The sequence below is a fragment of the Chthoniobacterales bacterium genome (genome assembly GCA_035274845.1).
Lineage (GTDB): Bacteria > Verrucomicrobiota > Verrucomicrobiia > Chthoniobacterales > UBA10450 > AV80.
The window spans coordinates 50,983-72,275 of record DATENU010000017.1; the positions used below are offsets into that span (position 1 = coordinate 50,983).

The 21,293-nt window shown below is 58.5% G+C and carries 23 protein-coding genes; 18 read left to right on the forward strand and 5 right to left on the reverse strand.

What is annotated here, in order from left to right; translation table 11 throughout:
* The first annotated feature begins 6 nt into the window (after nucleotides 1-6).
* The 3 genes from VJU77_12140 to VJU77_12150 are packed head-to-tail and all read left to right on the forward strand — an operon-like array spanning nucleotide 7 to nucleotide 1,595.
* Nucleotides 7-444: a biopolymer transporter ExbD gene (locus tag VJU77_12140; GenBank protein ID HKP04093.1), complete on the forward strand. Its 438-nt coding sequence runs from the start codon at nucleotides 7-9 to the stop codon at nucleotides 442-444.
* Nucleotides 445-449: 5 nt separating this feature from the next.
* Nucleotides 450-1,091, forward strand: coding sequence for a TonB family protein (locus VJU77_12145; GenBank protein ID HKP04094.1), 642 nt, complete (start codon nucleotides 450-452; stop codon nucleotides 1,089-1,091).
* Nucleotides 1,092-1,103: 12 nt separating this feature from the next.
* Nucleotides 1,104-1,595 (forward strand): biopolymer transporter ExbD, encoded by a 492-nt coding sequence (locus VJU77_12150; GenBank protein HKP04095.1) that lies wholly within the window; start codon nucleotides 1,104-1,106, stop codon nucleotides 1,593-1,595.
* Nucleotides 1,596-1,608: 13 nt separating this feature from the next.
* On the opposite strand, the gene rdgB is transcribed toward VJU77_12150, so the two are convergent.
* Nucleotides 1,609-2,196: an RdgB/HAM1 family non-canonical purine NTP pyrophosphatase gene (rdgB, locus tag VJU77_12155; GenBank protein ID HKP04096.1), complete on the reverse strand. Its 588-nt coding sequence runs from the start codon at nucleotides 2,194-2,196 to the stop codon at nucleotides 1,609-1,611.
* 85 nt (nucleotides 2,197-2,281) lie between these two features.
* Here rdgB and leuS point away from each other — a divergent pair, with 85 nt between their 5' ends.
* Together leuS and mscL are read left to right on the forward strand one after the other, a co-directional pair.
* Nucleotides 2,282-4,879, forward strand: coding sequence for a leucine--tRNA ligase (gene leuS, locus VJU77_12160; protein ID HKP04097.1), 2,598 nt, complete (start codon nucleotides 2,282-2,284; stop codon nucleotides 4,877-4,879).
* A gap of 12 nt (nucleotides 4,880-4,891) precedes the next feature.
* A complete protein-coding gene (gene mscL / locus VJU77_12165) occupies nucleotides 4,892-5,335 on the forward strand; it encodes a large conductance mechanosensitive channel protein MscL (GenBank protein HKP04098.1) in 444 nt (147 codons plus the stop codon).
* 95 nt (nucleotides 5,336-5,430) lie between these two features.
* Here mscL and VJU77_12170 read toward each other — a convergent pair whose 3' ends face one another.
* On the reverse strand, nucleotides 5,431-6,081 hold the full coding sequence (locus VJU77_12170) for a metallophosphoesterase (GenBank protein HKP04099.1): 651 nt from the start codon (nucleotides 6,079-6,081) through the stop codon (nucleotides 5,431-5,433).
* A gap of 77 nt (nucleotides 6,082-6,158) precedes the next feature.
* On the opposite strand from VJU77_12170, the gene VJU77_12175 reads away from it, so the two are divergent.
* Complete coding sequence (locus VJU77_12175) at nucleotides 6,159-6,665, forward strand: 3D domain-containing protein (protein ID HKP04100.1); 507 nt, start codon at nucleotides 6,159-6,161, stop codon at nucleotides 6,663-6,665.
* A gap of 46 nt (nucleotides 6,666-6,711) precedes the next feature.
* Nucleotides 6,712-7,683: a UDP-glucose 4-epimerase GalE gene (gene galE / locus VJU77_12180; GenBank protein HKP04101.1), complete on the forward strand. Its 972-nt coding sequence runs from the start codon at nucleotides 6,712-6,714 to the stop codon at nucleotides 7,681-7,683.
* A gap of 194 nt (nucleotides 7,684-7,877) precedes the next feature.
* Here galE and VJU77_12185 read toward each other — a convergent pair whose 3' ends face one another.
* Nucleotides 7,878-8,330: a hypothetical protein gene (locus tag VJU77_12185; protein HKP04102.1), complete on the reverse strand. Its 453-nt coding sequence runs from the start codon at nucleotides 8,328-8,330 to the stop codon at nucleotides 7,878-7,880.
* 123 nt (nucleotides 8,331-8,453) lie between these two features.
* Between VJU77_12185 and hisS the strand changes: the two genes are divergently transcribed.
* From hisS to VJU77_12205, 4 genes are read left to right on the forward strand one after another with little or no spacing between them, the layout of a single operon-like run.
* Complete coding sequence (gene hisS / locus VJU77_12190) at nucleotides 8,454-9,707, forward strand: histidine--tRNA ligase (GenBank protein HKP04103.1); 1,254 nt, start codon at nucleotides 8,454-8,456, stop codon at nucleotides 9,705-9,707.
* Nucleotides 9,707-11,485, forward strand: coding sequence for an aspartate--tRNA ligase (gene aspS, locus VJU77_12195; protein HKP04104.1), 1,779 nt, complete (start codon nucleotides 9,707-9,709; stop codon nucleotides 11,483-11,485). The genes hisS and aspS overlap by 1 nt, the downstream gene beginning before the upstream one ends.
* A gap of 10 nt (nucleotides 11,486-11,495) precedes the next feature.
* Nucleotides 11,496-11,699, forward strand: coding sequence for a hypothetical protein (locus tag VJU77_12200; GenBank protein ID HKP04105.1), 204 nt, complete (start codon nucleotides 11,496-11,498; stop codon nucleotides 11,697-11,699).
* On the forward strand, nucleotides 11,686-12,243 hold the full coding sequence (locus tag VJU77_12205; GenBank protein ID HKP04106.1) for a hypothetical protein: 558 nt from the start codon (nucleotides 11,686-11,688) through the stop codon (nucleotides 12,241-12,243). Before VJU77_12200 ends, VJU77_12205 begins: the two co-directional genes overlap by 14 nt.
* On the opposite strand, the gene VJU77_12210 is transcribed toward VJU77_12205, so the two are convergent.
* On the reverse strand, nucleotides 12,235-13,857 hold the full coding sequence (locus VJU77_12210) for a sodium:solute symporter (GenBank protein ID HKP04107.1): 1,623 nt from the start codon (nucleotides 13,855-13,857) through the stop codon (nucleotides 12,235-12,237). The two genes, VJU77_12205 and VJU77_12210, sit on opposite strands and share 9 nt — an antisense overlap.
* Nucleotides 13,858-13,905: 48 nt before the next feature.
* Here VJU77_12210 and VJU77_12215 point away from each other — a divergent pair, with 48 nt between their 5' ends.
* The 5 genes from VJU77_12215 to VJU77_12235 are packed head-to-tail and all read left to right on the forward strand — an operon-like array spanning nucleotide 13,906 to nucleotide 17,636.
* Nucleotides 13,906-14,841 carry a DNA glycosylase gene (locus VJU77_12215; protein ID HKP04108.1) on the forward strand — a complete coding sequence of 312 codons (936 nt, stop codon included), beginning with the start codon at nucleotides 13,906-13,908 and terminating at the stop codon, nucleotides 14,839-14,841.
* A gap of 37 nt (nucleotides 14,842-14,878) precedes the next feature.
* Nucleotides 14,879-15,922 carry an energy transducer TonB gene (locus tag VJU77_12220; protein HKP04109.1) on the forward strand — a complete coding sequence of 348 codons (1,044 nt, stop codon included), beginning with the start codon at nucleotides 14,879-14,881 and terminating at the stop codon, nucleotides 15,920-15,922.
* 25 nt (nucleotides 15,923-15,947) lie between these two features.
* Complete coding sequence (locus VJU77_12225; protein HKP04110.1) at nucleotides 15,948-16,646, forward strand: MotA/TolQ/ExbB proton channel family protein; 699 nt, start codon at nucleotides 15,948-15,950, stop codon at nucleotides 16,644-16,646.
* A gap of 22 nt (nucleotides 16,647-16,668) precedes the next feature.
* The gene (locus VJU77_12230; protein ID HKP04111.1) at nucleotides 16,669-17,076 is read left to right on the forward strand and encodes a biopolymer transporter ExbD; all 408 of its coding nucleotides are present in this window, start codon (nucleotides 16,669-16,671) and stop codon (nucleotides 17,074-17,076) included.
* Nucleotides 17,073-17,636: a peptide deformylase gene (locus VJU77_12235; protein HKP04112.1), complete on the forward strand. Its 564-nt coding sequence runs from the start codon at nucleotides 17,073-17,075 to the stop codon at nucleotides 17,634-17,636. Before VJU77_12230 ends, VJU77_12235 begins: the two co-directional genes overlap by 4 nt.
* 14 nt (nucleotides 17,637-17,650) lie before the next feature.
* On the opposite strand, the gene VJU77_12240 is transcribed toward VJU77_12235, so the two are convergent.
* Nucleotides 17,651-18,205 (reverse strand): hypothetical protein, encoded by a 555-nt coding sequence (locus VJU77_12240; GenBank protein ID HKP04113.1) that lies wholly within the window; start codon nucleotides 18,203-18,205, stop codon nucleotides 17,651-17,653.
* A gap of 525 nt (nucleotides 18,206-18,730) precedes the next feature.
* On the opposite strand from VJU77_12240, the gene dnaA reads away from it, so the two are divergent.
* Both dnaA and dnaN read left to right on the forward strand, forming a co-directional pair.
* Nucleotides 18,731-20,098, forward strand: coding sequence for a chromosomal replication initiator protein DnaA (dnaA, locus tag VJU77_12245; protein HKP04114.1), 1,368 nt, complete (start codon nucleotides 18,731-18,733; stop codon nucleotides 20,096-20,098).
* A 90-nt stretch (nucleotides 20,099-20,188) separates the two neighbouring features.
* The gene (dnaN, locus tag VJU77_12250) at nucleotides 20,189-21,286 is read left to right on the forward strand and encodes a DNA polymerase III subunit beta (GenBank protein HKP04115.1); all 1,098 of its coding nucleotides are present in this window, start codon (nucleotides 20,189-20,191) and stop codon (nucleotides 21,284-21,286) included.
* Nucleotides 21,287-21,293 lie beyond the last annotated feature (7 nt).

A 21,293-nucleotide genomic window follows, 5' to 3' on the forward strand; every position in this document is an offset into this window, starting at 1 on the left:
TTTCGCATGGAAGTCGCCTCGCCCATCCCAAAAAAGCACGCGCGGATCGAGATCATTCCGTTGATCGACATCATGTTCTTCCTCCTCGCGAGCTTCATGATGGTGAGCCTGAGCCAGACGACCATGAAGGGCATGAAAGTGAACCTGCCGGTCGGTGCTTCGGGTAAGACGCAGTCGAAAAAAGATTACGTCAGCCTCTCCGTCGACAAGGATGGTTTTTATTACTTCGACAAGACCAGAATCGCTCTCGAGGAGATTCTGCCGAAGTTGCAGCAGGTTTATCGCACAAACCCGGACGCGAAAATATTCATTCGAGGCGATCGGGATGCCGTTCACGGCAACGTGACCCGAATGCTGGATCAAATCCGTTCCTCCGGTTTCATGAAATTATCATTCGAAATCAAAAGCCAGGCGACAGCCGGAGTGCCTGGCGCGCCAAAATAAACAATATGGCTGGACCACTTCTTTATCGTCCTCCGCCGAAATGGCAGACCTGGACGGCATTTGGCGGGGCCCTGGCGATTCACTTCGCGGCCGTCGCCATCGCGGCCATTAAGCCCACGGAGAAGATCGTGGACCTCTCTGATATTCCGGAAGCCACGGTCGAGATGTCGCTCGAGACGCAACCTGAGCCCCCGCAACCGACCCCGCCTCCGGAGGAGGAACCGCCGCCTCCACCCCCACCGGAAGCGATCCCGGAAGAAAAGCCGGAGTTCGTCGAAGAAAAGGCCACGCCGCCTCCGAAACGCACCCCGAGTAACCAGCCGGTCCAGCCAATTGCGAAACCGAAGCCGGCTGGAGTAGCCGGACCGATGTCGATGTCCTCGGCCAAGGCTGTCGCGGTCAGTGCGCCACGGCCCGAATACCCTTATGAAGCGCGCCGGTCCAAGATCACGGGCAGCGGCGTTTGCGTGATGACGGTCGATACCGGGAGCGGCGCAGTCACAAGTGCCGACATGGCCCAAAGTACCGGGAGCCCAATTCTGGACAATGCCGCCACCGCCGCGTTTCGGCGCTGGCGATTCAAACCGGGGACCGTTTCTCGGGTCCGAACACCGATCACCTTTACCATGAGCGGGGCGCAGTATTAGAGGGACACGAACATGAGAATGCGATCGCCCATTCCAAAGAAGCACGCCCGGATCGAGATCATTCCGTTGATCGACATCATGTTCTTTCTCCTCGCCAGCTTCATGATGGTGAGCCTGAGTCAGACTCACATGAAGGGGATTGCGGTGAATCTCCCCAGTAACGTGCCGCAGAAGCCCCAGGATCCAAACATTAAGGATTATGTTGCCATCCGGATCACAGAGGGCGGCCTCGTCTATTTCGACAATGTCAATGTCATGACCGACGAAGTGCAGGGTAAACTCCTGCAGCTTCACGAGGCAAACAAGGACGTGAAGGTTTCGTTGAGCGCTGAAACCCTCGCCACTCACGGCGACGTAATCTCTGTCCTGGATAAGATTCGTCAGGCTGAGATCACCAAGATCGGCTACCAGATCAAACCAGCGGGGGTGACCGGGAGCACCGGGAACGTCCCACCGCCTGCGCCTGGAGCTCCGCCTCCGCCCCCACCTCCGCCAAAGCCCTGATTTTCGTTTGCGGTCAGGCCAGCAAGGATGCCCGAAGCGCGCAAATCGCCTTCCCGCGATGGCTGATTTCGTTTTTGTGTGCGGCTGGGAGCTCCGCGAAGGTTTGCGTTAATCCCGCCGGCTGGAAAACCGGATCGTAACCAAAGCCGGCGTCGCCGCGCGGCGGGGCGACGATCGTTCCTTCCACAACACCCTCGAAGGTCCCGAGGATGTTGCCGTCCCGGGCGAGAGCGAGCACGCAGCGAAAACGGGCGGAATGAGGGTCGTGCTTCGGTTGCTTAGCGAGTTCCGCCAGCAACTTCTCCACGTTCTCGTAATCGGTCGCGTTTTCTCCGGCGTAACGCGCCGAATAAGTCCCGGGCGCGCCCTTCAAAGCATCGACTTCGAGCCCGGAATCATCCCCCACCACCAGTTCGGGAAATTGCCTCGAAGTCTCCACCGCTTTCAAAATCGCGTTCTGGGCAAAGGTGGACCCGGTCTCCTCCACCACCGGGATCTCCGATTCACCGGACAAATCGCGGACGGCAAACTCTCCCCCCAGCACCTGGGAAAATTCGCGGGTCTTGCCGGGGTTGCGGCTGGCGAGGAGAAGCTGGCGCACCGAAGGATTAACCGCGAATGAACGCGAATAGACACGAATATTTTTCCATTCGTGTTAATTCGTGTTCATTCGTGGTTTCCATCTGATGAACAACGAGCGCCGCAAACCCTATCCCTTCGACAAGCTCGAGCTGAAGTGGCAGGCCGTCTGGGACGCCGCGCGCACCTTTCACGCGCCCAACCCCGACGAACCCGGCTTCGACCCGGCCAAACCGAAGTTTTACGTGCTCGACATGTTCCCCTACCCGAGCGGCGCGGGACTGCACGTCGGGCATCCCGAGGGGTACACGGCGACCGATATTATCGCGCGCTACAAGCGCCTGAATGGATTCAACGTCCTCCACCCGATGGGCTGGGACGCGTTTGGATTGCCCGCCGAACAGTACGCCATCAAAACCGGGCAGCACCCGGAGATCACTACCCGCGAAAACGTCGCGAAGTTCAAAATGCAGTTGAAACGGATCGGGTTTTCCTACGATTGGGAACGCGAGATCAACACGACCGATCCCGCCTACTACAAATGGACCCAGTGGATCTTCCTCCAGATCTACAATTCCTGGTTCAATCCGAAGACGAAGAAGGCCGAGCCGATCTCCACCTATCGCGGCGAGGATCCTGATTCCGTCCGGCTGGCTTACGTCGCCGAAGTTCCGGTGAACTGGTGCCCGGAGCTGGGCACTGTCCTCGCCAACGAGGAAGTCATCGACGGGAAAAGCGAAGTCGGAGGATTTCCGGTCGTCCGCCGTCCGATGCGGCAATGGATGCTGCGAATCACCACCTATGCCGAACGGCTGGCCGACGAGCTGGAAAACCTCGATTGGCCCCAGGGGATCAAGTTGCTCCAGAGAAATTGGATCGGTCGGAGCGAGGGCGCGGAAATCGAGTTTCCTGTGGTAGGGTCGTCGCGCTGCGACGACCGGACGCCGCAGCGCGGCGTCCCTACCATCGACGAGCGCCTTCGCGTTTTTACCACCCGCCACGACACGATTTACGGCGCGAACTATATGGTCCTCGCGCCGGAACATCCGCTGGTCGATCGGTTGACGACCGAAGACCGGAAAGCGGACGTCGCAAGATATCGGGAAGAGGTTGCGGCAAAGTCGGACCTCGAGCGGACCGACCTCGCGAAGGAGAAGACCGGTGTTTTCATCGGCGCGTATGCGATCAATCCGGTGAACAGCGAGAAGATCCCGATCTGGATAGGAGACTACGTCCTGATGGGCTATGGCACCGGCGCGGTCATGGGCGTACCGGGCCACGACGAGCGCGACCTGGAGTTCGCCCGCAAATTCAACATGACCGTGCTGCCCGTCGTCCAGGCGCCGGGGAAGACGCCGGAAGAATCGATCGGCTTCCTGGAGGATGGCGTTGCGGTCAATTCACCGATCATCAATGGACTGCCGACGCCAGAAGCGAAAAAGAAAATTCTGGCCTGGCTTCAGGAGCGCGGCGCGGGGCAACCGGATATTCGCTACAAATTGCGCGATTGGCTTTTTTCGCGCCAACGCTACTGGGGCGAGCCGTTCCCGATCGTTTGGCGGAATGGGCGCCATGAGGCCTTAACGGAAATCGAACTTCCGCTCAACCCGCCGGCGCTCGACGATTTCAAACCAACTGGCACCGGCGAACCCCCGCTGGCGAAAGCGAAGGATTGGATCCGGTACTCGGAACAGGCGACGAGAGAGACAAACACGATGCCGCAGTGGGCGGGCTCGTGTTGGTATTACCTGCGTTTTTGTGACCCGCAAAATGCCGGGCGATTCGTCGGCGAAGAAGCGGAACGCTATTGGATGGGCGGCGGGCAGCCCGGCGGAGTCGATTTGTACATCGGTGGCGTCGAACACGCCGTCCTCCACCTGCTTTACGCGCGGTTCTGGCACAAGGTGCTGTTCGATCTTGGCCATCTTTCGAAACCGGAACCGTTCCAGCGGCTGGTGAACCAGGGGATGATTCTCGGCGAGGACAACCGCAAAATGTCGAAGCGTTGGGGGAATGTAATCGATCCGCTCGACGTGATCGAGATCTACGGCGCGGACGCGTTCCGTTGTTACGAAATGTTCATGGGCCCGCTCGAACAGATGAAACCGTGGAGCATGAAGGGCGTCGAGGGTGTCTCACGGTTCCTGGCGCGGGTCTGGCGCCTGATGATGACGGAGAATCAGGCGGGCGAATGGGAAGTGTCGGCCGCGGTCCAGGCCGTGGAGCCAACCAAGGCGCAGCAGAAAATCACGCACGCGACCGTGAAGAAGGTGACCGAAGACATCGAGGCGCTGGCGTTTAATACCGCCATCTCCCAGATGATGATTTTCGTCAATGCGTTCATCCCGCAGCGTGAGACCGACGTCGTGCCCGTTTCGGCCATGCGCACTTTCCTGGTGCTCTTGAATCCGTTTGCCCCGCACATCACCTCGGAGCTCTGGCAACGGCTCGAGAGCCCGGGCGATATTACCTCGCAAACCTGGCCTTCTTTCGACGAAAAATTCCTGGTCGAAGACGAAATCGATATCGTCCTCCAGGTAAACGGTAAGGTGCGCGACCGGATCAGGATGCCGATCGACGTGACCAACGCAGAATTGGAAGCCGCGGCGCGAGCCAACGAGAAAGTGCAGAATGCCGTGGGCGCCCAGACGATTCGGAAGGTCGTCGTCGTCCCCAAAAAACTTGTCAACCTCGTCGCGGCCTAACTAGCTTGCGGCATGTTTAAAGAATTCAAGGAATTCGCGGTTAAGGGGAATGCGTTCGACCTGGCCGTCGGTGTGATTATCGGCGCCGCCTTCGGTGGGATCATCAGTTCGCTGGTCAAGGACATCATCATGCCACCGATCAGTGTGCTGACCGGCGGGCTCGATTTCTCGAACAAATTCATTGTTCTAAAGGCGGGAAAAGACGGCGCCGAATCGTTCACCAATATCGCCGACGCAGTCAAAGCGGGCGCGGTGACGTGGAACTACGGCAACTTCGTCACCCTGGTGATCAACTTCATCATCGTGGCATTCGCGGTTTTCCTCCTGGTGCGCTCGCTCAATCGCATGAAGCGGTCGAAACCGGACGAGCCGGCGGTGGCGAAAGATTGTCCCGCCTGCACGATGTCGATCCCGATCAAGGCGACCCGTTGCCCGCACTGCACCTCCGAGCTCTAGGTGGCGATGCCGGTGGTGGATCGTGCGCTCCGTAGCGCGATGGGAGTTGGCTTGTAATCGTCGTCACTAATCGAGCGACGGAGCGCTCGATCCACCTACGCGGCTTCTTTTGCCGGCAAGGCAAAGACGCGCTCCGCCGTGCACAACCAAATTCGGCCCGGCTCGTCGCTGGTCCAACGAGTGCCGCTGGCCCAGGGAGAAAACGCCGGCATGATCCAGCAACGCGCTTGCTGGACAAACGCCGGGCACTTCAGCCGCAGCCCGGCGCCATCGGTGATCACTTCGGCCGGATGGTGATGCCCGATAATCTGGATGCGGCCTTCTGAATTCGCGGCGCAATGCCCGTGATGAAAATGGAATTCGCCGGTTTGCCACGATTCCACCATTGCAATCTTTCCGCGCAGCCGCCGGTCGTGATTTCCCGCCACCACGATTGTCTCGCAACGTAAACGGAGGGATTCGAGAAGGCGCGCGGCCTCGGTGGCGGCGGACTGATCGTGCACCAAATCTCCGAGGATAATCAGGCTCTTCGGCTCGTATTCTTCGATCAGTTGAAAAAGACGCTCCGAAACCGATGCCATCCCCCACATCGGAACAAGCCGCCCCGCCGCGCGCTGGCTGATTTCATACCCAAAATGCAGGTCGGCCACGGCCAGCCAGCCTTCCCGTTGGTGACAAAGCGCGAGCCGGCCATCGAGCAAAATATCGTCGGCGACGAGCGCCTGGTTCGGGCGTAAGGAAATCATGCAAACGAAAATGGCCCGGCAAATTATCGCTTGCGCCGCTGGGCTTCAATCGGTATTGAGCGGCTTTCCGTCTCCCAATGAAGACCCTGCATAAAGTCATCATGCTCGGCGCTTTGGCGTGCGCCGCAGCCAGTTGTGAATCGCCTTCGACCCGAACCTCGGAAAGCGCGCAGATGCGGCCGGCCACCATCACCGGCGCGCGGCGGATTGCGAACGTTCGCACGACCGCCTACACCCACACGGAGCGCGGCGGGCGCCGCAATGCCATCGGCACGCGCCTCGCCGGCGCGAATGTCATGAGCGCCGCGGCGGACTGGTCCCGGTTCCCGCTCGGAACTCGATTCCAGATTGTTGGAACGTCGGACCGTTACGTGATTGACGATTATGGCGGCGCCCTTATTGGGACCAACACGATCGACCTTTACAAGACCAGCCGGAGCGCCATGCGCGCCTGGGGAGTCCGGCATGTCGACATCGATATCATCGAATGGGGTTCCAGGGAACAGAGCCTCAAAGTTCTCGGGCCGCGAAAAAGAAACCGCCTCATCCGGCGGATGATCGCGGGCCTCGAACAGCGAACCTAAGTTTGTTTGCTTTGACATCGCGCGCAGGAGCGCCACAACTTGCGCGATGAAAATCTTTGTGGTCGGCGGCGCCGGTTACATCGGCAGCGTCTGCGCCGAGCTGCTTCTCAACGAAGGCTACGAAGTCTGCATCTTCGATAATCTTTCGGAAGGCCATCGCGCAGCGGTCGATTCCCGCGCCGAATTTATCGAGGGCGACCTGGCCAGCGCCGATCAGATTCGATCCGCGCTCAAAGCTTCCCGGCCGGAAGCCGTCATGCATTTCGCGGCCAGCGCCCTCGTGGCGGAATCGATGGTAAATCCTTCGAAATACTTTCGAAACAATATCTCCAACGGCCTGAACCTGCTCGACGCCATGGTGGCCACCCAGGTCAACCGCCTCGTGTTTTCCTCCACCTGCGCCATCTTTGGACCGCCCGACCGCCTCCCGATTGACGAGACCCTGCCGCAACGCCCGATTAATCCATACGGTGAGTCAAAACTCGCGTTCGAGAAAATCCTGCGCTGGTACGACGAGATCCATGGCCTGCGCTTTGTCACGCTCCGTTATTTCAACGCCGCCGGCGCCTCGGAGAAGCTCGGCGAAGAACACCGGGTCGAAACTCATCTCATTCCGAATGTGCTGAAAGTCGCGCTCGGGCAAAAAGCGGAGGTGGAGATTTACGGCACCGACTACGAAACCCCGGATGGGACCTGTATCCGGGATTATATTCACATCCTCGATTTGGCCCGCGCGCATCTCCTGGCGTTGCAATCGCCGGCCAGTGCCTGCTACAACCTCGGCACCGGCGGGGGCACGAGTGTGCGCGAAGTGATCGAGTCCTGCCGAAAAATTACGGGGCACAAAATCCCGGTGATTGAAAAATCGCGGCGGCCTGGCGATCCCGCGCGCCTCGTGGCGGCGTCAGAAAAAATTCAACGGGAACTGGGCTGGCATCCCCAATTTCAGAGTATCGACGCCATCATCGAAAGTGCCTGGAAATGGCACCAGAAATTCCCGAACGGCTACGGAGGTTAAGTACCAAGGAGCGGCGCTTTCCAAACCGCCGACCAAAACGACAGCGGCGAAGCCGCCGGAAATAATGATCGCGCGAGAGCGCGATCTAGAGAAGAAGGGCGGTTTGGAAAGCGCCCCTCCTTATTAAAGAAAACACCCGCGGAAACACGTTCCGCGGGTGTTTTGAATCTTAATTCGAAACTACGAAGTGGCCGTTAAGGCTTGGTCGTAGTCGTGGTGGTGGTCGTCTTTTCCGTGGTTTCGTAGTACGACACCGGCTTGGTCAGGGTAATCTTGCTGATCACCATGCGGTCGCCTTCCTTCACGTAGGTGTATTTCACCGGCATGTCGGGTTTGAGCGAGGACCAGGCCACGGTCTTGCCTTCCGGGTCGACGATGGTCGTGCTCTTGGTGTAGTAATACTTCACCGGCGTCGTGCTCGTCTCGGTCTTAAACGTGATGTAGTCCGAGCCCGGCGTGTAGGTGGTAATCGTTCCCGACCCGTCCATCGAGCTGGTCGATGTGGTAGTCGTCGATGAGCTGCTGGTGGTCACGGCCGGATTAGTGGTAGTGGTGGTGGTCGAAGAGGTTTGCGCGAAAGCTGTGGTGAGCGCGATTGCGCTGACGGCTCCGGCTGCCAATAGTGTGGTCAATCTGTTTTGTTTCATATGTTCCTTTGCTTTGGTTAAACGGATGCTCTCCGTCGTGCATTCATCCGACTGCTCGAAGCTGGAGTTTATTCAACCGCACCTTAATTTCGTAATCTGCCGCTACCCCGGTCGCCTCTGTTTATGACGCAAAATCAGCCCTTGCCCGGTTTTCGCGATTTTTTGCCAAAAGATTGGGCGCGACAAAATTACATCTTCGGAAAGTGGTGGAACGTCGCGCGGCGTTACGGTTTCGTGCAATGGGAAGGCCCTGCGCTCGAGCCGACGGAGCTCTACACGAAAAAAAGTGGACCGGAGATTGTCGGACAGCTTTTCAATTTCACCGATAAAGGCGAACGGGAAGTGGCGCTGCGCCCCGAGCTGACGCCTTCCCTGGCGCGGGTCGTCGCCGCTCACGACCGCGAATTCAAAAAACCGCTCAAGTGGTTCTCGATTCCGCATTGTTTTCGTTATGAAAAACAGCAGCGCGGCCGGCTCCGAGAGCACTACCAATTCAATGCCGACATCATCGGCGAAACGTCGCTCGACGCTGACGTCGAGATGATCGCGCTTTGCGTGGATCTCCTCCGCGGCTTCGGTTTTGGTGCGAATGACTTCGTGGTTCGAATCAGCGACCGCCAATTCTGGATCGACTTTCTCCGGCAGCAGAATTTGCCGGAGGAAAAATGGCAGGAGACATTGCAGGTCATCGACAAGAGCGAACGCGAGCCGCGCGAGAAAACGGCAGCGAAACTCGGCCCGCTGGCCGAACCGATTTTCAAGATCCTGGATGGCGAAGGGCGGAGCGAGAAGCTGGAGCAGGTAGTCGAGGCCCTTCGGGGACGCGGCCTCGGCGACTTTGTCCAGGTCGACCTCGGGATCGTCCGCGGCCTGGCCTATTATACCGGGATTGTTTTCGAAGCGTTCGATCGAGGGGGCAAATTGCGCGCCCTCGCCGGCGGCGGCCGCTACGACAACCTCATCTCCCAATTGAGCAACGGCGCGCTTTCGCTCCCCGCCATCGGCTTTGCCATGGGCGACGTGGTCCTGGCGGAATTGATTGAGGAAATTCCGGCGGCCCAGCAGCAATTGGCGGCCGCCGTGGCCGGACAACACGATCTCGACATCTACGTCGTGATCGCCAAGGAAGAGCGGCGGGCCGACGCGCTTGCCCAAATCCAGTCCCTGCGTGAAGCCGGTTTCCGAGTCGATTATCCGCTGGCGCCGGCGAAGGTAGGCAAGCAATTTCAAAATGCCGAGCAGCTTGGTGCGCGGGTGGCGGTTTTGTTCGGCGATGAATGGCCGCAGGCGAAAATCAAGGATCTGCGCAGCGGCGAGCAAACTCTGGTGGCGCGCGAAGAAGTTAGGGCGAAAGTTGCCGCTCTTTTGTCTGCCTGATGTATCGAACCCACCACTGCGCTCAACTTCGGAAAAGCGATATTGGCTCAACCGCCACGCTCGCGGGCTGGGTCCATGTTCGCCGCGACCTTGGTGGCGTGGTCTTTGTTGATCTGCGCGATCGGGAGGGACTGACGCAGGTCGTCTTCCGGCCCGAAGAAAACGCCGAGCTGGCCAAACAAGCGCATCAGCTTGGCTACGAAGATGTCATTCAGGTGCAGGGCAAAGTGGCGCCGCGCGCGCCCGGGATGGCGAATCCGCGAATGCCGACCGGGGACATCGAACTCGTGCCCGACACGCTGACTGTTTTGAATCGGGCCGAGGTCCTGCCCTTCCCCGTCGTCGAAAGCGAACCGGCCAACGAAGATTTGCGGCTCAGCTACCGTTACCTCGATCTGCGCCGGCCGCAGATGACGCGAAACCTGCGCCTCCGTCATCGTGTTACGAAGGCGGCCCGCGATTTTCTCGATGCACAAGGTTACGTCGAGATCGAGACGCCGATCCTTTCCAAAAGCACGCCGGAAGGCGCCCGCGATTTCCTGGTCCCGAGCCGGATCCAGAATGGGAAATTCTACGCGCTGCCCCAGGCCCCGCAGCAATACAAACAGTTGCTCATGGTGGGCGGCATCGAAAAATATTTCCAGATCGCCAGGTGTTTTCGGGATGAAGACCTGCGCTCCGATCGGCAACCGGAGTTTACCCAGATCGACATCGAAGCGTCCTTCGTCCAGCCAGACGACATTTTCACGCTGGTCGAAGGCTTGCTGGCCGCGCTCTTTCGCGCCGGGCGCAGCGTTGAAATCGCGACCCCCTTTCCCCGCATGACCTACGCGGAGGCGATGGATCAATTCGGCAGCGACAAACCGGATCGCCGCTTCGCCCTGCATCTCACCGATCTGGCCGAGATTTTTCGCGAGAGTTCGTTCAAAATGTTTCGCGGCACCCTCGATTCCGGCGGCTCCGTGAAAGCAATCAATGCGAAGGGGTTCGCGTCACTGACCACAGGGCAAAGTGACGATCTCACCGAAATGGCGAAGCACTACGGCGCCAAAGGCCTTGCCATGATCAAGGTCGAGAATGGCGAATGGAAATCGCCGCTCGTGAAATTTTTCTCCGAGACCGAGAAGGACGCCTTGCGCTCGAAACTTCTGATTGAGGAAGGCGATCTGATCCTGTTTGTGGCCGACAAACGGGAAATCGCCTGCGAAGTCCTGGGCCGGATTCGATTGCGCGTCGCGGAGATGCAAAAACTGACCGCGAATTCAGAACAGCTCGATTTTCTCTGGGTCACCGACTTCCCGCTCCTGGCCTTCGACGCCGCGGAAAAGAAATGGAACGCGGTCCATCATCCGTTCACCCGGCCAAAGGCGGACGATGTCGCCAAACTCGAAGCCGGAGAGTTCGCTGAGATCCGCGCTGAAGCCTACGACGTGGTCCTCAATGGCGTGGAGCTCGGCGGCGGGAGCATTCGGATTCACGAGCCTGATTTGCAGGCGAAACTCTTCGCCGCCCTCGGCATTGACGAGGAAGCTCAGCAGTCACTTTTCGGCCACATCCTGCGCGCTTTTCGTCTCGGCACTCCGCCGCACGGCGGCATCGCTTTCGGGCTCGACCGGATCGTCATGATGATCGCCGGCGAAGAAAGCATCCGCGAAGTGATCGCCTTCCCAAAAACCAACCGTATGATCGACCTCATGTCCCAATCACCGGGCGATGTCGATGAGCGGCAGTTGCGCGAACTCGGAATCAACCTCGCGCCCGAGAAGAAGAGCGAGTAAGATCCTAGTCATGTTTGTTGAAGGCGGCCTGCATCCCGAGCAGATCAAAGCTCTCCGCAAAATGTCGCTCGAGCGCCGGGCGCAGATCGCGCTGGGATTCATCCGATCGATGGGGCGATTGAAAGCTGCTGCTTTGCGGAATCAGCATCCAGATTGGAGTGACGATCAGATTGTCGCGGAGCTTCGCCGACTGGTATTGAATGGCCGAAGCTGATCCTGCTTCTGTTTTCGCGCCGCGTTTTAATGCGCTCGGCGCCCCATGGGCGGCCACCGGAGCGATCGCCTCTATCATTTACGGCGAAATTCGCACAACCCTGGATATTGATATCATCATTCTGCTCGACTCGGGCTCAGTCGTCGCCCTGGAGCAGGTTTTTCCAGATGCGGAATTCTACCGGCCGCCGCGTAACGTGGTCGAAGTTGAACGCGCGAGGGATCAGGGCGGCCACATTAACCTGATCCATTTCGACAGCGGCTTTAAGGCCGATGTTTACGTAGGCATTGGCGATCCGCTTCACGGCTGGGCGATCCGTAACCGGCGGCTAATCGATGTCGACGGCATCCAACTTTGGTTAGCGCCGCCAGAATACGTGATTGTTCACAAGCTGGAATTCTATCGTGAAGGTGGCGGTGAAAAACATCTCCGCGACATTCGCGGGATGCTGGCAGCGACAGAAGTCGAGCGGTCCCTTCTAGAAAAGGAAATCGCCGCACGCGGATTGCAGGAAGCGTGGGGGGCGGTTGGAAAATCAAGCTAACGGCTCGATCGCGGCCGCCGGCGAATGATGATCGCGTCCGGTGCGGAACAGAATCGCGATGAAGAAGGTCACGAGCGTCCCGAAGAAGATCCACCACGGGAATTCCATGACCGGCAGCCAATCGGGCTGCGCGTAGAGTTTGCCGCCAAAGATATCGGCGACTTTGTTCGGCAGTCCGCTCAGAACCGCCACTACGACGAAGCCGGCGATCATCGCGAGGACGTTTCCGCGATCGTTTCCACGAGTCCGCGTCAGCATGCCCGCGAAGAATACGCCGAGGAGCGACCCGTAGGTGTATCCAAAAATGCTCAGGACGATCGGAATTATCCGGACGTTCGGATAGACGATCACCAAATACGCCGTCGCCGACGCGACGACAATCATCAGGACGGAAAACCAAACCGTTGCCCAGCGCACGGCGCGCAGGCTTTGCTCATCGTTCGCAGCGGGATTGATGTAAGGCTCGTACCAATCGCGAGTGAAACTGGTGGCGAGCGCATTGAGCGCCGTGCTAAGCGAACCCATCGCCGTGGCGAAAATTCCGGCCAGCAGCAATCCCCGTAGTCCGACCGGCATTTCGTAGAGGATAAAATGGCAGAACGTTTCGTTCGGCGTTTTCGACAAGGTCGGATCAGGATGGGCCTGATAATAAACCCAGAGCAGCAGGCCAATGCTCAGAAACGTGAATGCAATCGGTATATCGGCGAGTCCGGACAGGATCAGCGAGCGGCGGCTTCGGCGCACGTCCTTCGCCGTCAACATGCGCTGGACCATGTCCTGATCGGTCCCGTGCGTTCCCATGGTGATGAAGACCGAGCCAATCAAGCCAGCAAAGATCGTGTATTCGGTTTCGAACATTGTTTTCCATTTGTCCCAGCCGCTTTTTGCTGGATCGAGACCAGTGGCAATTAGATCGGAGAAGTGAAAATCGCCCCGCCGCTGGACAATTTCCTGCCAGCCACCGGGAATGGAGAGATAAAGCAGCCCGAGCGCGGCCACGGCGCTGCCGATCATGATCGAAGCTTGAATTAGATCGGTCCAAATGACGGCTTTGATGCCGCCCAGCGTGGTGTAAATCGCCGTCAAAATCACAATGACCACGGTGGCGCCGATGTAAATCCAGAGCGTTTGGGTTTCGTTCGGCCGCGCACCGCTGATCATCTCGTAGGCGAGGGCAAGAGCGATGGCGGCGACGTACAACCGCGTCCCGGACGCGAGCAGACGCGTGATCATGAACACCGCGGACGCGGCGTTCTTGCTTCCAACGCCGAACCGCGCGGTCAGGTATTCGTAGATCGAGAAAACCCTGTAGTCGTAGTACGGCTTGATGAAAATGTAACTGACGAGAATGCGGCCGATGATCGTGCCGAACGCAAGCTGGAGGTAGGTGTAATCGCGGTGGGTGTATCCTTCGCCCGGCGTACCGAAGAAGGTGCCGGCGCTGGTTTCAGCGGCGATGAGCGACGCAAGCACCGCCCACCAGGGGATGCGCCGGCCGCCGAGAGCAAAGTCCTCGAGGTTGTCTTCCTTCCGGCCCATCCGCAGGCCGATGAAGATGATGATGACGAAGTAGAGAAGGAGAACGCCAGTGTCGATGACGAGACGGCTGTCCATGGGAAGTTAGGTGACAGAATTTTCCCGCTGCGCAAGGTGGGATCGAGGATGAAAATCGCCGGGCGAGACTTTGATTTGGAGAAAACACTCAACTGCGGCCAGGTCTTTCATTGGGAAAAGCACGGCCTGGGTTTCGTCGGAGCGATTGGGGAAAAGGCAGTGTATGTCGAGCAACGCGGTGGCGAGCTGCACTTTGCCGGCGTCACGGCGAAGGTCGTCACGAACTATTTCTCCCTCGATCATTCATTGACGGAGATCTGCCGGTCATTCCCGCGCGATCCTTCGATGACGGCGGCAAGCGATTTCTGCCAGGGATTGCGCATCATCCGCCAGCCGCTTTGGGAATGCCTGGCGACTTTCATTTGTTCGTCGATGAAACAGGTGGCCCACATCCGCCAGATCTCGCTGGCGCTGCGGCGCCGCTTTGGCAGCAAACTCGACGTTCCACGGGGTCCCTCGACTGCGCTCCGCTTCGCTCGGGATGACAGAGCGACAGACGCGCCCCTGATGACATACGTCACTGACGTATATGATTTTCCCAGCGCGGAAAGGTTAGCGCGGAGCAGTGAGAAAGAGCTGCGGCGGTGTGCGCTCGGTTATCGGGCGAAGAATTTGCTCGAGACGGCGAGAAGGGTGGCGAAGGGGGAGGCGGACCTGGACGCCTGGCGGAAATTGCCGGACGACGAATTGCGGGGACGGCTCTGCGAATTGCCGGGCGTCGGCGTGAAGGTGGCGAATTGCGTGATGCTGTTCGCCTACGAGCGGCTGAAGGCGTTTCCGATTGATGTCTGGATCGAAAGGGTCCTGAGAGAGCAATATTTTCCGCGGCGAAAGAAGGTCACCGCCCGGCAGCTCCGCGAATTTTGCGACGCGTACTTTGGCACGCACGGTGGTTACGCCCAGCAATATCTTTTTCATCACGCGCGCAAGGGCGGAGCGCCGCCCAAGGCAGCAGAAAGCGACGCCCAGCGCCCAGGTTGTTAGGCTATCCGATCTGCGATATGATTTGGCCTCCTTGAAGATGGTCCATAAGAAAGAGAGCCGGAAGCTCGCGATCGCGGTCCTGATCTCGCTTTTCCTGCACCTCGCCGTCGGATACGCGCTGGCCGCCTTCGGGGGAATATTCACGCCCTCTGCTCCCCCGGAAGATACGCCGGCCGAGCTGACCCTCGTTGATTTATCCGAGCCGCCTCCACCCCCCGTTCCGAAGAATCCGGCCTTTGTCGAGACCGAGGCTGACAAGGAATCGAAGGAAAAGCCAAAGGATCAGACGTTTCAATCAAACGCGAATTCGCTGGCCGCGAGCAACCTTCCTCCGAGCGGAGACCTTCCTTTGCCCAGCCAGGACGGAAAAGACCGTCCTGATCTGAATCTCGACACGCACGACTATTCGCTCCCGACCCTCGGATCGCAGCCGCAGCCTCCGGTCCAACAGGCGCCGCCGCCGGAGTCGAAGCCGTCACCTGCCCGAACTCCGGAAACGAAACCATCCGAGCCGCCAAAATCGTCGCCGAGCCCGCCCTCCGCCACGACGCCGGAGCCGGACCAACTCGCGATGCTCCGGACGACACCGCCCCCTCCTTTGAACACTCCCGAGGAAACGGAGCCTTCTCCTCCGCCAGAGCCTTCCGCCTCGACCGCGCCTCCAGCCCCGCGTCCGAAACCGAATAACCCTGCTTCCACTTACCGCCCCGAAAGGCAGGAAAATCGGATGGCGGGAAGCATTTCAAATCGAGGCCCTTCCGCACTCAACACGGTCGGGACGCCGCTCGGCCGCTACCAAAAACAAATGTATGATGCCGTGGGCGCGCGCTGGTATCAGCACACGTCCCAGAAACGCGATCTGATCAGCATCGGCACGACGAAATTAACCTTCTCGATTGACCGATCGGGTCGCGTGATCAATCTGAGAGTGGCGGAGAACACCGCCAACGAAGCGTTCGCCAGCGTCTGCCTTCAGTCGGTCCAGGAGCTAAAGTTGCCACCGATCCCGGAGGACGTTGCCAGCACCCTTCCGCCGGAAGGTTTGCAGGAGGAGTTGACGTTTATCTTATACGCAAACTAATGATTGCACGGATTCGCATTTCTAAATGATCGACACACTTCACACCATGCTGAGCTTTTTCGGCAAGGGGGGCCCTTTTATGTGGCCGCTTCTGCTGTGCTCGATCGTCATGGTTGCCACCGTCGTCCTCGCCGCCCTTACCCTGCGGGAAAAAAAAGTGCTGCCTTTGGTGATCGAAAGCGAAATCGAACGGCTGGTGCCAGGAGGCAGCCCCGAACGGCTCCTGCGCATTGTGAATGACGACAATTCTTCCCTGGCCGGTGTTGTTCGCACGGCGTTGCAGCATCTCCGCTGGCCGCGTTCGGAAAATATCGAATCGGTGCAAACGCGGGCCCGGCGCGAGCTCGTGCGACTCGAGCGGGGATTGATTGTGCTGGAAGTAGTTACGGGCATCGCGCCGCTCATCGGCCTGATCGGCACCGTCTCAGGCCTGGTCCATGTTTTCTCGGGTCTGGGTCTGAGCACCGGCGCGTCCGATACCAAGGCCGTGGCTCTTGGAATTTCCGAGGCCCTCAACTGCACGATCTTCGGTTTGTCGATCGCCGTCCCCGCGCTCATCGGGTTCAGTTACTTCTCGAAAAAAGTGGAAGTGATGTCGGTGGAAATGGAATCGCTCGTCTCCGATCTCATCGCGAAAATCTATTACGGCCGCGTTCCGCGGGAAGAAATGCCGCCACCCTCGAGATCGACCGCGCCGTCGCCGGCCCGGGCGCCTGTCGCGTGAGCCCGGAAGCGATTGTCCCGGCATGAAGATCGCAGTCCGAAAAAGGCGGGCGCCTTCCATCATCATCGTCTCCCTGGTCGATATCCTGACGATTTTGCTGATCTTCTTTGTCGTTTCGACGACATTCAAAAAGGACCAGCCTGAGGTTCAGATCAATCTCCCCGATTCGAAGACCTCGACCAAGACCTCCACCGAACTGGACCACGCCATCGTCAGCGTGAATGAGACCGATGAAATTCGGCTGGACGGACAGGTGATCGAGGCAGACCAGCTCGAGGCTGCTGTGCGCAGTTTACCGGCCACGCGTAGAGCCGCGCTCGCGCTGCAGGCCGACAAAAAGGCATCGTTCGGCACGATCATCAAGGTCATGGATGCCTTGAAGCTTGCCGGAGTAAAAAACCTGCCGGCTTTCACCCGCGGTGAGAAATGAGATTGGAAATCAAGAAATATGGCGACCCGATCCTGCGGGTGAAAGGGAAACGAATCGAATCCGTAGACGATCGGATTCGGACGCTCGCGGAGGACATGCTCGAGACGATGCACCTCGCCAATGGGGTGGGTCTCGCGGCCCAGCAAGTGGGCCAGGCGCTGCAATTGACGGTTCTCGACGTTTCGCAGATCGAGGATCGGCCGAGCACAATGACGCTGAACGGCGCGGTCGTGGATGATCTGACGACGGCGATGCCGCTCGTTCTGCTGAATCCAGTCCTGCGTTTGAGCGAAGAGAAAGATTCGGGGACCGAAGGCTGCCTTAGCTTTCCCGAGATCACCGCTGAGATTGAGCGCGCGCTTTCGGTCGAGCTCGAAGCGGAAACGCTGGAGGGCGAGAAGATTCGGATCGACGCCTCCGGCCTGCTCTCCCGCGCTCTCCAGCACGAGGCGGATCATCTTAACGGGATCCTGTTCATCGACCGGATGAGTTCGGCGGCGAAAGCGAGCCTCTCGAGCAGGCTCAAGCGGCTCCAGAAAGAGACGCAGCGGAATATCTAGCTTCCCGACGGCGGCTAAATCGCCTTGTAAGTGACCGTGATGCTGCGGAAAACCATCTGGTCGCGTTGCGCGGAAAAATAAAAGAGCTCCAGCATCGTTCCGCCCACGATCCATTGATATCCCACCAGGGTCTGGATCACATCGGAATCGGTGTCGCGCGAGCGGGAAACCAGCTTCCCCGTCCCGAATTTCGCGTCGAAATATCGCCGGATTTCGCCCATTCGATCGTTGTAGTGCTCGATCGTCCATTCCGGGTATTCGTATTGTAATTCCACTTCCACGAGAAAGCCGTCCCGGAAAGTGAAGAGCGTCCGCTTCAGCCCCGGCTGGACCAGGCCCTCAACCGTCCAGACGTCCCGCTTCTCCTTGCGCTCGCGCGTGACGATTTTCGCTTTCGCCGCCATCAGCACCTGCTCGAGCTTCGTCATCGAATCCTTCCAATGGAATCCGAAAGGTGGCGGGATGTCTTCCGCCGCCCGCGCGGAAACGGCCGTGACGACCAGCGCGACGGCCAGACAGCGACAGAGGTTCGCTCGGTTCGTGATTTTCCGGAAAAAGGACGAAGGCATTGCAACGGCGCCGCCTCGAGGAAAGAAGGCGAATCCGGGAGCAACGTTGCGCGAACGGGACGATTGGGTCAACTTCGCTCGCGCGCCCGAATGGTTAGCGCCGCCTTCTTCGAAGTGGGATTTTTCGTCAAGATTTTTTTGATTGGCCGCCAAAAATAAAGTTCAGGTTTTTTCTTGTCGCATCTGAGAGCGGTTTCTAATCTCAAGCCGCTGGCAGGGAGCAAAGAGTGCTGGTGTTAATAAGATGTGAACAGTTTTTGACCATTATTAGGAGCTAGAATGAGTATAACACCCGCCAGAGTATCCGAAGCATCGCCGAACCAGTCCTCTTCCTTCGTCACGCAGATGTCACATACCGGTTCGCAACCAATTTTTCCCTCGTATTTCGCAATTTCAACGCAGAATCCTTCGTGGCAGAACGGTGACATGCCCCAGGGAAACGCCGCGATGAAATCATTTATTACCCTGCAACATTCGCTTTCGCCCGGCGCGAAGCCGGTTGTTTAACCCTGTTAACAAGTCGGCATGGACGAGAAGCATTCTCAGCTATGGCAGAAACTGTCGGTTGCTCTCAAGCCGCAGGTCAGCCCGGACACTTTTAAGCGCTGGTTTTCCGCCGTAAAACTCGTCGACGCGACCGATGAGACGCTGACATTTCGGGTTCCAAACAATATTTACCAATTCTGGATCGAGAGTAATCACATGGCCGCCTTGCAGGCCGCAATTGTAACCGCGTTCGGCGCACCGCGCGTCGTGAACTTCTCTACCGGCGCTGACGGATCGACCAAAAAGGAAGATGCCGAGGTCGCGGAAATTTCGGCCAAGGAATTTGCCAGCGACACGGGCCGCGACGCCAAACAATCCAGCAGTCCGCTCGGCCTGAATCCGCGCAACAACTTCGAATCGTTCGTGGTCGGCCCGAACAACGAAATTGCACACGCCGCGAGCCTGGCGGTCGCCAAAACTCCGGCGCGCACCTACAACCCGCTTTTCATTTACGGTGGCGTGGGACTTGGCAAGACGCACCTGATGCAGGCGATCGGCCAGTACGTCGGGATGAACAAAAAGGGCGCGAAGGTGATGTACCTTTCCAGCGAGGTATTCATCAATGAATTCATCGACGCGATCCAGCACAACAACCTGGTCAAATTCCGGAAGCGTTATCGCCAGGCCGATTTGCTTTTGATCGACGACATTCAGTTTCTCGGCGGGAAGGAACGTTCGCAGGAGGAATTCTTCCACACGTTCAACACGCTTTTTGACGGCCATAAGCAGATCGTCCTTTCCAGCGACCGGCCGCCCTCCGAGATCGCGAACCTCGAGCATCGCCTTGTTTCCCGTTTCGAGTGGGGATTGACCGCGGAATTGCAGCCGCCGGATGTGGAGACGCGCATGGCCATTCTCCGAAAAAAGGCGCACACGCTGCAGATCAAACTGCGCGATGAAGTTTACGAGTTCCTGGCCAATCGCATCCGCACGAATGTGCGCCGGCTGGAAGGCGCGCTCATGCGCGTCGCCTCGTTCGCTTCCCTCAGCGGCAAAGCGTTGACCAACGACGTGGTCGAGCATCTGCTCAAGGATATCCTCCAGGAGGAAGCCCGGCACGCCGTGACCATTGAGCAAATCCAACGGCGGGTGGCGGAACATTTCGACGTGCGCCTTGCCGACATGACGAGCAAGCGGCGCCCGGCCAATATCGCTTTTCCCCGCCAGATCGCGATGTATCTCGCCCGCGAACTGACCAAGGCATCGCTCAACGAAATCGGTGATGCGTTTGGCGGACGCGATCACGGGACCGTTCTGCACGCCTGCAAACTGGTGAAGCGGCGGATGCAGGAGCAGGACAACATTCGCCAAACCATCTCATTCATCGACAGCGCCCTCCAGCGCTGAGGAGGACGCGGAATTCTCACGCGCGAAGGAAAGGAGTTTGCGGTTGCCGAATAAAATCGTAAGCCTTACATCTTAGCTTTCCGCTCCTTCATGAAATTCAGCGCCACCAAAGAAAAATTGCTCGAAGGTTTGCAGCAGGTGCAGAACGTCGTCAGCACCCGCACCACTCTTCCGATTCTCTCCAACGTCCTCCTCCAGGCCAAAGGAAGTGAGGTCCATTTGACGACGACCGACCTCGACGTGGGCGTGCGCGGAGGCTTCGAGGCGAACGTGGAGAAGGAAGGCGCCACGACTTTGCCGGCCCGCCGTCTGTTCACCATCATCCGCGAATTGCCCTCGAGCGAAGTCCAGATCGAAGTCGACGGAAAAAACGCCGCTTCCATCCGTAGCGGGCAAAGTTATTTCAAGATTCTCGGCCTGCCCGAAGAAGAGTTTCCGCCCCTCCCGAAATTCGACAGCGCGAAGGTAATTACGATCCGGCAGAAGGATTTGCGCGATGGTCTGCGCAAAACCTCGTACGCCATTTCCACGGATGAGACGCGTTACGTTCTCAATGGTCTTTTGTTCAGCCTGAAGGAGAACAAACTTACCCTCGTCGCCACCGATGGGCGGCGGCTGGCCATGGTCGACATTGAGCTGGAATTCCCGCGCAGCCATGAGGCGGATATCATTGTCCCGACGAAGGCGGTCACGGAATTGTCCCGGCTTTTGACCGATGACGGCGAAGTGAAGGTGAGCGTGGGGAGTGGCCAGATCGCGTTCGACCTCAACAACACGCTTTTGGTTTCGAAATTGATCGAAGGAAATTATCCAAACTACAAGCAGGTGATTCCCACCGAGACGAAGGAGCGCGTCACCCTCGAACGAGAGACATTTTTGAATTCGCTCCGCCGGGTTTCCCTGCTCGCGAGTGACAAGTCGAATTCGATTAAGCTGAATTTCACCAAGAACAATATCGACATCACCGCGAACACGCCGGAAGTCGGAGAGGCGAAGGAGTCCCTGGCGGTTGTCTATAAGGGGCGCGATTTCTCGATTGCGTTTAACCCGGAATTTTTCATGGCGCCGTTGCGCGCCCTGACCGAAGACGAAGTCTTCCTCGACCTCATCGACGAAATGAGCCCGGGCGTGCTGAAAATCCAGACGCCCTTCCTCTACGTCCTGATGCCGATGCGCATCAGCTCGTAAGGCGGCG

What these genes read in the sequence shown, in the direction of transcription:
- mscL (HKP04098.1), top strand. Translation starts at nt 4,892, where the DNA reads ATGTTTAAAGAATTCAAGGAATTCGCGGTTAAGGGGAATGCGTTCGAC.
- galE (HKP04101.1), top strand. Translation starts at nt 6,712, where the DNA reads ATGAAAATCTTTGTGGTCGGCGGCGCCGGTTACATCGGCAGCGTCTGC.
- leuS (HKP04097.1), top strand. Translation starts at nt 2,282, where the DNA reads ATGAACAACGAGCGCCGCAAACCCTATCCCTTCGACAAGCTCGAGCTG.
- VJU77_12145 (HKP04094.1), top strand. Translation starts at nt 450, where the DNA reads ATGGCTGGACCACTTCTTTATCGTCCTCCGCCGAAATGGCAGACCTGG.
- dnaN (HKP04115.1), top strand. Translation starts at nt 20,189, where the DNA reads ATGAAATTCAGCGCCACCAAAGAAAAATTGCTCGAAGGTTTGCAGCAG.
- VJU77_12150 (HKP04095.1), top strand. Translation starts at nt 1,104, where the DNA reads ATGAGAATGCGATCGCCCATTCCAAAGAAGCACGCCCGGATCGAGATC.
- VJU77_12210 (HKP04107.1), bottom strand. Translation starts at nt 13,857, where the DNA reads ATGGACAGCCGTCTCGTCATCGACACTGGCGTTCTCCTTCTCTACTTC.
- VJU77_12175 (HKP04100.1), top strand. Translation starts at nt 6,159, where the DNA reads ATGAAGACCCTGCATAAAGTCATCATGCTCGGCGCTTTGGCGTGCGCC.
- VJU77_12200 (HKP04105.1), top strand. Translation starts at nt 11,496, where the DNA reads ATGTTTGTTGAAGGCGGCCTGCATCCCGAGCAGATCAAAGCTCTCCGC.
- VJU77_12140 (HKP04093.1), top strand. Translation starts at nt 7, where the DNA reads ATGGAAGTCGCCTCGCCCATCCCAAAAAAGCACGCGCGGATCGAGATC.
- VJU77_12185 (HKP04102.1), bottom strand. Translation starts at nt 8,330, where the DNA reads ATGAAACAAAACAGATTGACCACACTATTGGCAGCCGGAGCCGTCAGC.
- VJU77_12230 (HKP04111.1), top strand. Translation starts at nt 16,669, where the DNA reads ATGAAGATCGCAGTCCGAAAAAGGCGGGCGCCTTCCATCATCATCGTC.
- aspS (HKP04104.1), top strand. Translation starts at nt 9,707, where the DNA reads ATGTATCGAACCCACCACTGCGCTCAACTTCGGAAAAGCGATATTGGC.
- VJU77_12170 (HKP04099.1), bottom strand. Translation starts at nt 6,081, where the DNA reads ATGATTTCCTTACGCCCGAACCAGGCGCTCGTCGCCGACGATATTTTG.
- dnaA (HKP04114.1), top strand. Translation starts at nt 18,731, where the DNA reads ATGGACGAGAAGCATTCTCAGCTATGGCAGAAACTGTCGGTTGCTCTC.
- VJU77_12240 (HKP04113.1), bottom strand. Translation starts at nt 18,205, where the DNA reads ATGCCTTCGTCCTTTTTCCGGAAAATCACGAACCGAGCGAACCTCTGT.
- VJU77_12215 (HKP04108.1), top strand. Translation starts at nt 13,906, where the DNA reads ATGAAAATCGCCGGGCGAGACTTTGATTTGGAGAAAACACTCAACTGC.
- VJU77_12220 (HKP04109.1), top strand. Translation starts at nt 14,879, where the DNA reads ATGGTCCATAAGAAAGAGAGCCGGAAGCTCGCGATCGCGGTCCTGATC.
- VJU77_12225 (HKP04110.1), top strand. Translation starts at nt 15,948, where the DNA reads ATGATCGACACACTTCACACCATGCTGAGCTTTTTCGGCAAGGGGGGC.
- VJU77_12205 (HKP04106.1), top strand. Translation starts at nt 11,686, where the DNA reads ATGGCCGAAGCTGATCCTGCTTCTGTTTTCGCGCCGCGTTTTAATGCG.
- hisS (HKP04103.1), top strand. Translation starts at nt 8,454, where the DNA reads ATGACGCAAAATCAGCCCTTGCCCGGTTTTCGCGATTTTTTGCCAAAA.
- VJU77_12235 (HKP04112.1), top strand. Translation starts at nt 17,073, where the DNA reads ATGAGATTGGAAATCAAGAAATATGGCGACCCGATCCTGCGGGTGAAA.